Raw genomic sequence first — 11,080 nt, 5'->3', positions numbered from 1 at the left:
TGCCGACCACGGATTCGGTCTCGGGCAGCGGGGCCGGATCGGTCTCGACGACGAAGGACACGAAGTACCTGCCGGCCGCGTCCTTGATCACCGTCACCGTCGACGGCACCGACGGAAGAGCGCGGGACCACTTCACCCGGACGTTCCCGATCTTCGGGAGCGACAGGTCCCCACCAGGTGTGATCTTCCAGCGGGCGTTGGCGGTGAACCGGACGGCCTGCCGGTGGTCCTTGCGGGACTTGCACCGGGGCGCGCCGATCCGGGGGCGCTTGCCCTTCAGGCTGTCGAAGAAGTTGCGGTACGCGGTGTCCAGGTCCCGCAGGGACTGCTGGAGGACCACAGCCGAGACCTCACCGAGCCAGGCGCGCTCGGCGGTCTTCTTCGCTTCGGTGATCAGCAGCTTGGACAGGTCCCCGGCCTTCGGGAACGGCAGACCCTCGGCGCGGGCGGTCTCACGGGCCCGCAGGGCGTCGTTGTAGACCACCCGCGCACACCCGAACGCCCTCGCCAACGCCTTGCGCTGTGGACCGTTCGGGTACAGGCGGAAGCTGTACCGAAGCTACACATTCGGCAATGTAAGATCATCGACCCACAATCCGGTACCGGAACATTCATGCGAAGCCTCACCGCCAGGCGCGGAAAACATCCACCTACTGGACGGATGAGTTCATGGGGCACGCGTCTCGCGTACGCTGCGCGCCCATGAGCATCGCAGTGGTGACGGGAGCCGGTTCGGGCATCGGGCGGAGCGTGGCGCTGGCCCTCGCGGCGGCCGGCTGGTCGGTGGCCCTGGCGGGCCGCCGGGCCGGGGCCCTGGAGGAGACGGCCGCGGCCCTCCCGGCCGGCGACTTCCTGTGCGTCCCGACGGACGTGACCTCGGAGCGGGAGGTCGCGGCCCTCTTCGCGTCGGTACGGGACCACTGGGGCCGGGTCGACCTGCTCTTCAACAACGCCGGTACGTTCGCGGGCGGGGGCGTCCCCGTGGAGGACCTGGACCCGGCGACCTGGCGCGCGGTCGTCGACGTGAACCTGACGGGCGCGTTCCTCTGCGCCCAGGCGGCCTTCCGGACCATGAAGGAGCAGGACCCGCAGGGCGGCCGGATCATCAACAACGGCTCGATCTCCGCGCACGTGCCGCGCCCGCACTCGATCGCGTACACGGCGACGAAGCACGCGATGACGGGCCTGACGAAGTCCCTGTCCCTCGACGGGCGGCCGTACCGGATCGCCTGCGGTCAGCTCGACATCGGCAACGCGGCGACGGAGATGACGGCCCGCATGCAGACCGGCATCCTGCAGGCCAACGGTGAGCTGGCGGTGGAGCCGGTGATGGACGCGGCGGACGTGGCGGCGACGGTGGTGCACATGGCGGCGCTGCCGCTGGAGGCGAACGTGCAGTTCGCGACGGTGATGGCGACGACGATGCCGTACATCGGCCGGGGGTGAGCCCCACCCCCGGCCGCGGGATCAGGCCTGCCCGGTCTCGAACCGGGAGATCTTCCCGTCCTCGACGCCGAACTGCCACGTGGTGCGCATCTCGCCCCAGGTGTCGTTGCGGTAGCGGGCGACGAGGGCCCGCCCGCCGTCCGCCTCGCTCTCCACGTCCATGTGCCCCCGGGAGGAGAACACCTCCCGGTCGAGCCACTCCTGCAGATCACGGTCGGACCCGTCGTCGGACATGGTCGCCCCGGGCGCCAGAAGCCCGATCAGGGCCGCCCGGTCACCGGCGTTGAGGGCCGTGACGAAGGCACGCACGAGCGGGTCGCTGAGGTCGTTCACGGGAATCGTCATGCTCCACCCGTACACCCGTGGGACCCCCCGCCCCGTTCATCCGGGCCGTGAGGTCCCTCTGTCAGCGGTCCCGGCCCGGGGCCCGGGCCGTCCCCACCACCGCTCTTCCCGGACCGGACCCTCGTCCGGCGACACGCCCCCGCGCTCCTGTCCCTCCCCCCTGACGGCGCCTCAGCGCCCCACAGGGCATGGCCCGCGGGTTCGCCGTCCGTGCCCGGGGTCGGGCGCTCAGTCCAGGCAGAACTCGTTGCCCTCGGGGTCGGTCATCACGATGTGGCCCGCGCTCATCGGCGGAGCGGGCTCGAAGCGGCGCACCCGCTTCGCCCCGAGGCCGACGAGCCGGTCGCACTCGGCCTCCAGGGCCGCCATGCGCTCGTCCCCCACCAGCCCGGGGGCGGCGCGGACGTCGAGGTGCACCCTGTTCTTGGCGGCCTTGCCCTCCGGCACCCGCTGGAAGAAGACGCGCGGGCCCTGCCCCTCCGGGTCCTCGATGGCGGACCTCGCGTCGCGCTCCTCCTCCGGCACGCCGACCCGGGCGAGGAAGTCGTCCCAGGCGGCCAACGGGTCGGCCCCCTCGGGCAGTTCGACCCCGGGCGGCCCGGGGTGGACGTACCCCAGCGCTTCGCGCCAGAAGGAGGACAGCGCGCGGGGATCGTGGGCGTCGAAGGTGACCTGGAAATGACGGCTCATTCGGACTGCTCCTTCGTGACGGCTCGGGAGCCGACCGTACCGAAGCCCACTGACAGCCGCCCGGCAGAACGCCGGGCGGGAGCGCACCGTCCGAATTGCGCCAGCGGTGCGGGGGCCGCCCCGGCACCCTGGCGTCATGAGCACCCACACCGCCGCCCTCTTCCCCTCGGTCCGCCCCATCCCCTCCGGGGCCCTCGGCCGGCTGCGCGTCACCGACGACGCCGGCCGCGCCTGCGTGCCGTACACCGCCGCCGACGGCGGCCATCCCCTCCGCTGCTGCCTGCGCCTCTCCGTGCCCGGCGAGCGGATCGCCCTCGTCTCGTACGCGCCCCTGCGCCGCTGGGCCGCCGAGACCGGCGCCGAGCCCGGGGCGTACGACGAGCAGGGTCCCGTCTTCATCCACGCCGAGGACTGCGGCGGCCCAGCGCCCTCGGAGTCGTACCCCTTCTCCCGCCCCGGGGCGCTCCGCGTCCTCCGCCGCTACGACGCGGCCGGCCGGATCGTCGGAGGCCGCCTCCTGGAGCTCCCCGAGGTCCCCGCCGACGGCTTCGACCAGGCCCTCGCCGAGGCCTTCGCCGACCCGGCCGTGGCCCTGGTGCACGTGCGGGCGGTGGAGTACGGCTGCTTCCACTTCGAGGTCCGGCGCCCCTGACGACGGCGGCGACGGCGGACACGGGAAGGGCCCCCGGCCAGGCGGAGACCTGATCGGGGGCCCTCCCCACGTGGGCCGACAGACGAGTCGGGCTGTACGCCGGGTTCTGTGCCCCGGGACCTCGCGGTCGTCGGGGCGACGGCCATCCATCTAGGACCGGCGTTGCCGCCGGCCTCGTGCGGTCTACCCGCGGACTCGGGCGAGCAGCCCTCGAACATCCGCGCAGGGACACCGGGGTGTCCCCTCTTGACCTTGCTCCGAGTGGGGTTTACCTAGCCGCCTGAGTCACCTCAGGCGCTGGTGGTCTCTTACACCACCGTTTCACCCTTACCGAGGACCGAGGTCCCCGGCGGTCTGTTTTCTGTGGCACTGTCCCGCGGGTCACCCCGGGTGGCCGTTAGCCACCACCCTGCTCTGTGGAGCCCGGACGTTCCTCGGGGAGATCCGAGGATCTCCACGCGGCCGTCCGCCCGGCTCGTCTGCCGTGCCGACCATGCTACCCGCCGATTCGGAGGAAGCCGGCCGTCTCCGGGGCGAAGCCGGAGGGCTCCGGCAGCGGAAGCGGCCTGCCGAAGGGGGCGGGGTCCCGGCGCGGGGCATCCGGGGACCGCCCCCCGGAGCGAGGGTTCCGTCCGCTTTCCGTTCGGGGCGCATGATCGGGACAGGCGGGAAACGCCCGCTTGACCTTGTCGCGGCGTCAGGGTTTCTACTGGGCGCATGCGGATCGGCGAGATCGCCGCGCTCGTCGGGGTCACCCCCCGGGCCGTGCGGCACTACCACCAGTCGGGGCTGCTGCCCGAGCCCGGGCGGCGGGCCAACGGGTACCGGGAGTACGGGGTCCGGGACGCCGTGCTGCTCGCCCGGATCCGGCGGCTGACCGAGCTGGGGCTCGGACTCGACGAGGTACGGGACGTGCTCGCGGGCGACGAGGGGCGCGGACTCGTGGAGGTCCTCGAGGAGCTCGCGGACGACCTCGCCCGGCAGGAGACGGTGATCCGGGAGCGCCGGGAGCGCCTCGCCCCGCTGCTCGCCGAGGCCCGGGCGGGCCGCCTGCCCGCCGAGGGGCCCGTGTCGCCGGAGCTCGCGGCGCTGCTCGCGGGCGTGGGCGAGCTGCCCTCGTCCCCGATGGCGGCGAAGGACCGGGAGATCCTGGCCCTGCTCGACGTCGTCGCCCCCGAGGCGGAGCGGGCCCGGCTCATGGAGCTGATGCACGGGGCGGCGGGCAGCGCGCGGGAGCTGTACGGGCTCCTCGACGCCCTCGCCGAGGCGACGCCGGACGACCCCCGGGTGGCGGAGGCCGCCCGCGCCCTGGCCGCCGTCCTGCCGGACGGGATGGCCGTGGACCTGCCCGAGGAGGGCTCCGGCGGCCTCGCCGACGCCTTCTTCGGGGACCTGGCCCCGGCCCAGTCGGCGGCGGTGCGGCGGGCGGTCGGGCTGGTGCTGGAACGACGGAACGAGGGAACGGCCCGTGACGAAGAGGGGGACTGATCCGATGACGGACACGCGGACACCACGGCCGCCGAACGGCGGGGACGGCACGGGCGGCGCGGCGACGGAGCCGACGGCCGGCGCCCCCGTGCGGGGGCGCGGGCTGCGGCTGCTGCGCGGGGTCGCGTACGCCGTGCTGCCCGCCGAGCTCGTGTTCTTCGTCTGTCTGACGGCCGGCGTACGGATGCCCGGGGGCGTGCTGCTCGCCGGGGAGCTGCTCGTCCTGGGGGTGCTCGCCGGCGAGGGCCTGGCCTGGGTGCGGCTGCGACGGCGCGGGCTGTCCGCCCGGCAGGCCCTGGCCGAGCTGGTGCCCGAGCCGGTGCTGCGGCTGATCGGGCACGAGCTGCGCCTGATGGCGAGCCTGGGGCGCCGGGTCGCGCGGCGGCCGCACGGGGTGGCGGGCGCGGACGGGGTGTTCCCACATGCCCGGGACCAGGCGGCGCTGATGTACGGCTTCGCGTTCGTGTGCCTGGTCGAGACGGTCGGCATGTCGTACCTGCTGGCCGAGTGGCCCCTCGTGCACGCGGTCTTCCTCGTCCTGGACGTCTACACCGTGCTGTTCGTCCTGGGGCTGCACGCCGCCTCCGTGACCCGCCCGCACACGCTCACCGGGAACGTCCTGCGGCTGCGGCAGGCCGCACACGTCGACGTGTCCGTTCCGGTCGACCGGATCGCGGCCGTCCGCCGTGAGCTGTGCTTCTCGCACGGGAAGGCGGAGGGCGAACTGAACCTCGCCGTCGGCTCCCAGACCTCCGTCACGATCGAGCTGACCGAGCCGGTCGACGCGCCCCGGCTGCTCGGCGCGCCCCGCCCCGTACGGCTGATCCGCCTGCACGCCGACGACCCCGAGGCCCTGTACGACGCGCTCAGGCGGGCGCGAACAGCACCTTCGCCGTCCCCGGGTCCGCTTCCGACAGCCTGACCCGCAGCCACTCCCCCAGCGGCAGCCTCGTCCCGCCGCCCTCGATCCGGGCGACGACCGCCGGGTCCTCCAGGTGGACGGTGCCGACGGCCGGCTCGCGTTCCTTCACGTCGATGACGTACGCGTCGAAGATCTCGCCGACCCGCTCCTTCAGGAGCGCCGCCTCGACGATGTCGACGCTCTCGCGTTCGACGGTGTTGGCGCGGCGGGCGCCGGTGGCCATCTCGTCGGGCAGGGCGGGCAGGGCGGCCCGTACCCACTCGGGCGGTTCGTCCCCGGCGACGGCCGCCACGCACAGCTCGCCCGCGTACCGGTCGACGAGGCGGCGCAGCGGGGCGGTGGCGTGGGTGTACTCGTCGGCGACGGCGGCGTGCACGGCGGGGGTGGGGACGCGGCCGTCGGTGAAGACGGTGTAGCCGGCGCCGCGCAGCAGGGTGGTGCACTCCTGGAGGAAGGCGGCGTGGTGCGGGTCGGTGGGGTCGGCGGAGCGGACGACCTCCGCGTACGAGACGTGGTGCGGCCAGTCGACGCCGAGGGCGTGGGCGGAGCGGCGCAGCCGGGCGACGGCGCCGTCGGGGGCGGTGGGGAGGGTGCGCAGGATGCCGGTGCCGGCGGCGGTCATGAGGTCGGCGGCGGCCATGCCGGTGAGGAGGGAGATCTGGGCGTTCCAGGCGTCGGCGGGGAGCGGGGCCCGGTATTCGAGGGTGTAGGTGTGGTCCCGCTCGACGATCTCCTGCTCGGGGACGCTGAGGGAGATGCCGCCGCGTTCGGCTTCGAGGGCCTCGCGGAGGCGGCCGACGTCCCGGAGGAGGGCGAGCGGTTCCTCGGCGGTCCCGTCGTCGATCCGCCGCTGCACGCCCGCGTAGTCGAGTCTGGCGCGGCTGCGGACGAGGGCGCGGCGGACGTCGGTCGCGACCCTCCGTCCGTCGGCGTCGAGGTCGATGCGCCAGAGCAGGGCGGGACGGGGTTCGCCGGGGAGCAGGCTGGCGGCGCCCTCGGAGAGGACGGCGGGGTGGAGGGGGACCCTGCCGTCGGGGAAGTAGAGGGTGAGGACGCGCCGGTGGGCCTCGGCGTCGATCGCGCCGCCGGGGACGACGAAGGCGGCGACGTCGGCGATGGCGTAGTGCACGCGGTAGCCGCCGTCGGCCCGGCGGGCCAGGTGCATGGCCTGGTCGAGGTCGGTGGAGGTGGGCGGGTCGATCGTGAAGAACGGCAGGTCGGTGGCGTCGTACGAGGGGAGCCGGGGGTTCTTGGCGGCGGCTTCGGCCTCGGCGAGGACGGCGGGCGGGAAGTCCGCGGGGATCGCGAGCTCGGTACGGAGTGCGCGCAGGGCGGCCCGCAGCGGAGCCTCGGCTGCGCCGGTCACGTGGAGGTGGCGGCGGGGCATGGACCGAGCGTATGAGCCGGAGCGGGGCGCGGCACCTCGTGCGGGGGCGGGGCGGGGTCCGGGACCTCGTACGCTGGACCGTCGGGGCCGCACCCCCATCCCCGTACGGACGAAGGAGAACCACCGTGCTCGTGCTGTTGCCGCCCTCCGAAGGCAAGGCCTCCTCGGGGCGCGGGGCGCCGCTCAAGCCGGAGTCGCTGTCCCTGCCGGGGCTCGCGGAGGCGCGGGCGGCGGTCCTGGACGAGCTGGTCGAGCTGTGCGCCGCCGACGAGGAGAAGGCGCGCGAGGTGCTCGGTCTGAGCGAGGGGCTGCGCGGCGAGGTCGCGAAGAACGCGGAGCTGCGGACGGCCGGCGCGCGTCCGGCCGGGGAGATCTACACGGGCGTGCTGTACGACGCGCTGGGTCTGGCGACCCTGGACGCGGCGGCCCGGGAGCGGGCGGGCAACTCGCTGCTCGTCTTCTCGGGGCTGTGGGGCGCGGTGAAGGTGACGGACCGGATCCCGTCGTACCGCTGCTCGATGGGGGTGAAGCTGCCCGGCCTCGGGGCGCTCGGCGCGCACTGGCGGGGTGCGATGGCCTCGGTGTTGCCGGAGGCGGCCGGGGACGGTCTCGTCCTGGACCTGCGCTCGTCGGCGTACTCGTCGGCGTGGAAGCCGAAGGGGGAGGTCGCGGCCCGGACGGCGACGGTGCGGGTGCTGCACGCGCCGACCCGGAAGGTGGTCAGCCACTTCAACAAGGCGACGAAGGGCCGGATCGTGCGGAGCCTCCTGGAGGCGGGCGCGGAGCCTGGTTCGCCGGCGGAGCTGGCGGAGACGCTGCGGGACCTGCGGTACGTGGTGGAGGAGGGCGGCAAGGCGGGGGCGCTCGACGTGCTCGTGGAGGAGATCCACTAGGGGTCGTTGCACCCTCCGCAACGCTCGTTGCGGGTGACGCTCACCCTCGGCAGGATGACGCCCATGACGAGCATGTTCGGCCTTGCCCCGGGGACCCGCGGCGTCCCCGTCGTCCCCGTCGTCGTGATCGAGGACGCCGCCGACGCCGTGCCCCTGGCGCGAGCCCTGGTGGCCGGCGGGCTGCCGCTGATCGAGGTCACCCTGCGCACCCCGGCCGCGCTCGACGCCGTCCGCGCGATCGCGGCCGAGGTGCCGGAGGCGGTCGTCGGCGCGGGCACCGTCGTCTCGGCGGCCGGCGTCGCGGACGCGGTGGGCGCGGGGGCGCGGTTCCTGGTCAGCCCGGGGTGGACCGAGCGGCTGCTCGGCGCGATGCGGGACTCCGGCGTGCCGTTCCTGCCGGGGGTCTCGACGGCCTCGGAGGTCGTGGCCCTCATCGAGCGCGGGGTCGAGGACATGAAGTTCTTCCCGGCCGAGGCGGCGGGCGGCGTGCCGTACCTGAGGTCCCTCGCCGGCCCGCTCCCCCGGGCCCGCTTCTGCCCCACGGGCGGCATCTCCCCCGGCTCCGCCCCCGCCTACCTGTCCCTGCCGAACGTCGACTGCGTCGGCGGTACGTGGATGCTGCCGCCCGCCGCGCTCGCCGCCCGCGACTGGGGGCGCGTGGAGGCGCTCGCCCGCGGGGCGGCGGCGCTGCGCTAGAAGCCCGGCAGGGTGGTGTTGGCGAGGAGCACGAGGACGAAGAAGGACGTGGGGGCCAGGCCCACCAGGCCCAGGACGATGCTGCGCACCACGAAACCGAAGGTCGGGGGCAGCCCGGCCCGGCGCGGGTGCTCGGGGTCGTAGAGGATCTCGACCGAGGTGCGCGACTCGCCCCAGGCCCATGCGGAGACCCGCGAGGGCACCCGCTCGTACGAGTCCCGGTCGACGGTCGTGTAGGTGAGGTAGGGGAACAGCCAGAGCGAGGCTCCCTTGTCCCAGATCTTGACGTGGCCGCTGATCCGGGCGATGACGCCGATGCCCCGCGAGCGCAGGACCGCCATGGCGTGGAAGCGGCGGCCGACCCGCCAGAGCGTCACCCCGCCGAGGATGCCGAGGGCCCCGCCGACGACGAGGGACGCCGCGGCCACTCCGGCGCTGAGCGGGCCGGTCGCGCCGAGCGCCCACAGGCCCAGCGCGTAGACGAGGAGCAGGAGGCCCAGCAGGACCCGGCGCTGCCCCGACTCCCCGAGCCCGCCCCCGGCCGCGGACGCCGGGCGCACGACGGTCACCAGGGCGTGACCGTCCTCGACCGGCTCGACCCGCTCCAGGGCCGTGCGGAGGTGCTCGGCGAACGCTCCCGCCGCGCGGGCGTTGGGACCCGACAGGGTGACCGCGCCGCCGAGGCCGTGCCGGGCGCCGGAGGCGTCTCCGGCGAGGGCGACCCGTACCGCGCCGCCCGTCGTCTCCTCCACCGAGGCGATCGCACGGGCCGGCACCGTCCATGTCGTGCCGCCCCGCACGATCCTCAGACGCACGCCGTCGAACCTCGCGCTCGTCCCCCTTGCCGACAACGCCGTCTCCACGGCCCCTCCCCCACGCTCGGCTGTCGCGCGTGATCATACGGCCGGGCGTTCGAACTCCACGCCGAGGTGGTCGGTGACGGGACGGTAGCCGAGGCGCTGGTAGAGGGCGTTGCTGGTGGGGTTGGCCAGGTCCGTGAAGAGCAGGACCTGCGCCGCCCCCGCGTCGAGCGCGGCCCGGCTGACCGCCTCGGTGACGCCGGCCGCGTACCCCCGGCCGCGCTCGGCGGGCGGGGTGTAGACCAGGTGGACGCGGGCCTGGCCCTCGACCGTGCGGGAGACGGCGGCCATCGAGACCGGGCGGCCGCCGGGCCCCTCCCAGAGCCACAGCCGCCCCTCGGTGGTCCGCTCGGTGACGAAGCCGGTGTAGTCCTCGGCGGGCTCCTCCCCGACGGCCACCGCGAACTCCCTCGTCCAAGCGGCGACGAGCGGCACGTCGTCCTCGGCGGCGAGGCGTGCCGTGCCGGCCGGGGCCGGGTCCGGCGGGGTCAGCTCGGCGAGCCGGAAGAGCCGCATCCGGACGGTGGGCGCCCAGGGGCGGCCGGTGGCCTCCGCGTACGCCTCGACCGCGGCCGTCTCGCCGCGCACCCGCGTCGGCTCCTCGCCGCCCGGCAGCACCAGCGCGCGGGCCGCCTCCTCCGTCACGGCCCCGAAGGCGGGCACGCCGGGCGGGGAGACGACGAGGACGCCGGTGACCGTGCCGTCCTCCTCCTCCCACCAGCCGAGCCGCCCGGCCCTGTCCATCAGCGTGAGCACGGCGGTGTTGCGGGCGGGGTCGGCGGCGAGGTGTTCGGCGGCGGCGGCCCGGAAGGCGGCGGCGCTGTCGGTGAAGGACCACGTCATGCGGGTGATGGTGGTACGGGGACGGGCGCCGGCGCCAGGGGTTTCGCGGCTACCTCAGGTGTGAGGTGTCGTTGAGGAGCCGTACGGAGGCGTTGCCGTCGGCGTAGTAGGCCACGGCCGAGATCGAGGCGGCCGACAGCTCCATCCGGAACAGCGACTCCGGCGGGGCGCCGAGCGCGAGCCGGACCAGGGTCTTGATCGGCGTGACGTGGGTGACGAGGAGGACCGTACGGCCCGCGTACGCGGCGGCCAGCCGGTCCCGGGTCGCGGCGACGCGCCGGGCGACGGTCGCGAAGCTCTCGCCCCCGCCGGTCGGCGCGGCCTTCGGCGAGGCCAGCCAGGCGTCGAGGTCCTCCGGGTACCGCTCCCGGACCTCGCCGAACGTCAGGCCCTCCCAGGCGCCGAAGTCGGTCTCCCGCAGGCCCTGTTCGATCCGCACGTCCAGGCCGAGCCGGGCGGCGACGGCGCCGGCGGTCTGCCGGCAGCGGGCGAGCGGCGAACTGACGATCTCCTGGATGGTGCCGCGCGCGGCGAGCGCCCCGGCGACGGCCTCGGCCTGCCGCAGCCCGGCCGCCGACAGCTCGGGGTCGCTCCCGCCGCTCCCGGAGAACCGCTTCTCGGGGGTGAGCGCGGTCTCCCCGTGCCGCAGCAGGACGAACGTCGCGGGCGCCCCCATGTCGGGGCCGGTCCGGCCCTGGCGGGGGGCTGCGGGGGCGGGGGCGACCGGCGCGGCCGGAACGTCGGGCTGCGCAAGCGTGGCGCCCGCCGTGGAACCTGCCGGGACGTGAACGGCGCCGGCCTGCGCCGGAGCGGCACCGCCTTCCGCGAGCGTGCTGTCCGCCGTGGCCGTCGCCGCGG

At 75.1% G+C, this 11,080-nt stretch carries 13 protein-coding genes and 1 other RNA gene; 6 read left to right on the top strand and 8 right to left on the bottom strand.

Annotated elements, in window-relative coordinates:
* Nucleotides 1-541: RNA-guided endonuclease TnpB family protein (locus K7G60_RS37035; protein ID WP_225805358.1), on the bottom strand; the 541-nt coding region annotated here is incomplete at its 3' end.
* A gap of 128 nt (nt 542-669) precedes the next feature.
* Here K7G60_RS37035 and K7G60_RS37030 point away from each other — a divergent pair.
* Complete coding sequence (locus K7G60_RS37030; RefSeq protein WP_225805357.1) at nt 670-1,446, top strand: SDR family oxidoreductase; 777 nt, start codon at nt 670-672, stop codon at nt 1,444-1,446.
* A gap of 21 nt (nt 1,447-1,467) precedes the next feature.
* On the opposite strand, the gene K7G60_RS37025 is transcribed toward K7G60_RS37030, so the two are convergent.
* Both K7G60_RS37025 and K7G60_RS37020 read right to left on the bottom strand, forming a co-directional pair.
* Nucleotides 1,468-1,791, bottom strand: coding sequence for a nuclear transport factor 2 family protein (locus tag K7G60_RS37025; RefSeq protein WP_225805356.1), 324 nt, complete (start codon nt 1,789-1,791; stop codon nt 1,468-1,470).
* A gap of 228 nt (nt 1,792-2,019) precedes the next feature.
* Nucleotides 2,020-2,481 (bottom strand): VOC family protein, encoded by a 462-nt coding sequence (locus K7G60_RS37020; protein WP_225805355.1) that lies wholly within the window; start codon nt 2,479-2,481, stop codon nt 2,020-2,022.
* A gap of 136 nt (nt 2,482-2,617) precedes the next feature.
* Between K7G60_RS37020 and K7G60_RS37015 the strand changes: the two genes are divergently transcribed.
* Entirely contained in the window at nt 2,618-3,133 is a 516-nt protein-coding gene (locus tag K7G60_RS37015; protein ID WP_225805354.1) for a DUF1203 domain-containing protein, read from the top strand.
* A 79-nt stretch (nt 3,134-3,212) separates the two neighbouring features.
* Here the strand turns inward: K7G60_RS37015 and rnpB are convergent.
* Nucleotides 3,213-3,611: RNase P RNA component class A (gene rnpB, locus K7G60_RS37010), an RNA gene on the bottom strand.
* Between the two features lie 239 nt (nt 3,612-3,850).
* On the opposite strand from rnpB, the gene K7G60_RS37005 reads away from it, so the two are divergent.
* Both K7G60_RS37005 and K7G60_RS37000 read left to right on the top strand, forming a co-directional pair.
* Nucleotides 3,851-4,621: a MerR family transcriptional regulator gene (locus K7G60_RS37005; RefSeq protein WP_225805353.1), complete on the top strand. Its 771-nt coding sequence runs from the start codon at nt 3,851-3,853 to the stop codon at nt 4,619-4,621.
* 4 nt (nt 4,622-4,625) lie between these two features.
* On the top strand, nt 4,626-5,543 hold the full coding sequence (locus tag K7G60_RS37000) for a hypothetical protein (protein ID WP_225805352.1): 918 nt from the start codon (nt 4,626-4,628) through the stop codon (nt 5,541-5,543).
* Here K7G60_RS37000 and K7G60_RS36995 read toward each other — a convergent pair.
* Nucleotides 5,488-6,930 carry an RNB domain-containing ribonuclease gene (locus K7G60_RS36995; RefSeq protein ID WP_225805351.1) on the bottom strand — a complete coding sequence of 481 codons (1,443 nt, stop codon included), beginning with the start codon at nt 6,928-6,930 and terminating at the stop codon, nt 5,488-5,490. The two genes, K7G60_RS37000 and K7G60_RS36995, sit on opposite strands and share 56 nt — an antisense overlap.
* A gap of 125 nt (nt 6,931-7,055) precedes the next feature.
* Here K7G60_RS36995 and yaaA point away from each other — a divergent pair, with 125 nt between their 5' ends.
* Nucleotides 7,056-7,823 carry a peroxide stress protein YaaA gene (gene yaaA / locus K7G60_RS36990; protein WP_225805350.1) on the top strand — a complete coding sequence of 256 codons (768 nt, stop codon included), beginning with the start codon at nt 7,056-7,058 and terminating at the stop codon, nt 7,821-7,823.
* Nucleotides 7,824-7,886: 63 nt separating this feature from the next.
* Entirely contained in the window at nt 7,887-8,519 is a 633-nt protein-coding gene (eda, locus tag K7G60_RS36985) for a bifunctional 4-hydroxy-2-oxoglutarate aldolase/2-dehydro-3-deoxy-phosphogluconate aldolase (protein ID WP_225805349.1), read from the top strand.
* Here eda and K7G60_RS36980 read toward each other — a convergent pair.
* From K7G60_RS36980 to K7G60_RS36970, 3 genes are all read right to left on the bottom strand, one after another.
* Nucleotides 8,516-9,334 (bottom strand): DUF3592 domain-containing protein, encoded by an 819-nt coding sequence (locus tag K7G60_RS36980; protein WP_225805348.1) that lies wholly within the window; start codon nt 9,332-9,334, stop codon nt 8,516-8,518. The two genes, eda and K7G60_RS36980, sit on opposite strands and share 4 nt — an antisense overlap.
* Nucleotides 9,335-9,415: 81 nt before the next feature.
* Complete coding sequence (locus K7G60_RS36975) at nt 9,416-10,222, bottom strand: GNAT family N-acetyltransferase (protein ID WP_225805347.1); 807 nt, start codon at nt 10,220-10,222, stop codon at nt 9,416-9,418.
* A gap of 49 nt (nt 10,223-10,271) precedes the next feature.
* Nucleotides 10,272-11,080 (bottom strand): bifunctional RNase H/acid phosphatase (locus K7G60_RS36970; RefSeq protein WP_225805346.1); only part of this gene is annotated, 809 nt, incomplete at its 5' end.

This window comes from Streptomyces sp. NK15101 (assembly GCF_020400725.1).
GTDB lineage: Bacteria > Actinomycetota > Actinomycetes > Streptomycetales > Streptomycetaceae > Streptomyces.
The sequence above is the reverse complement of the archived record's forward strand: the minus strand, read 5'-3'. Positions and strand labels throughout refer to the sequence as shown.

What these genes read in the sequence shown, in the direction of transcription:
- K7G60_RS37030 (WP_225805357.1), top strand. Translation starts at nt 670, where the DNA reads ATGGGGCACGCGTCTCGCGTACGCTGCGCGCCCATGAGCATCGCAGTG.
- K7G60_RS37025 (WP_225805356.1), bottom strand. Translation starts at nt 1,791, where the DNA reads ATGACGATTCCCGTGAACGACCTCAGCGACCCGCTCGTGCGTGCCTTC.
- K7G60_RS37020 (WP_225805355.1), bottom strand. Translation starts at nt 2,481, where the DNA reads ATGAGCCGTCATTTCCAGGTCACCTTCGACGCCCACGATCCCCGCGCG.
- K7G60_RS37015 (WP_225805354.1), top strand. Translation starts at nt 2,618, where the DNA reads ATGAGCACCCACACCGCCGCCCTCTTCCCCTCGGTCCGCCCCATCCCC.
- K7G60_RS37005 (WP_225805353.1), top strand. Translation starts at nt 3,851, where the DNA reads ATGCGGATCGGCGAGATCGCCGCGCTCGTCGGGGTCACCCCCCGGGCC.
- K7G60_RS37000 (WP_225805352.1), top strand. Translation starts at nt 4,626, where the DNA reads ATGACGGACACGCGGACACCACGGCCGCCGAACGGCGGGGACGGCACG.
- K7G60_RS36995 (WP_225805351.1), bottom strand. Translation starts at nt 6,930, where the DNA reads ATGCCCCGCCGCCACCTCCACGTGACCGGCGCAGCCGAGGCTCCGCTG.
- eda (WP_225805349.1), top strand. Translation starts at nt 7,887, where the DNA reads ATGACGAGCATGTTCGGCCTTGCCCCGGGGACCCGCGGCGTCCCCGTC.
- K7G60_RS36975 (WP_225805347.1), bottom strand. Translation starts at nt 10,222, where the DNA reads ATGACGTGGTCCTTCACCGACAGCGCCGCCGCCTTCCGGGCCGCCGCC.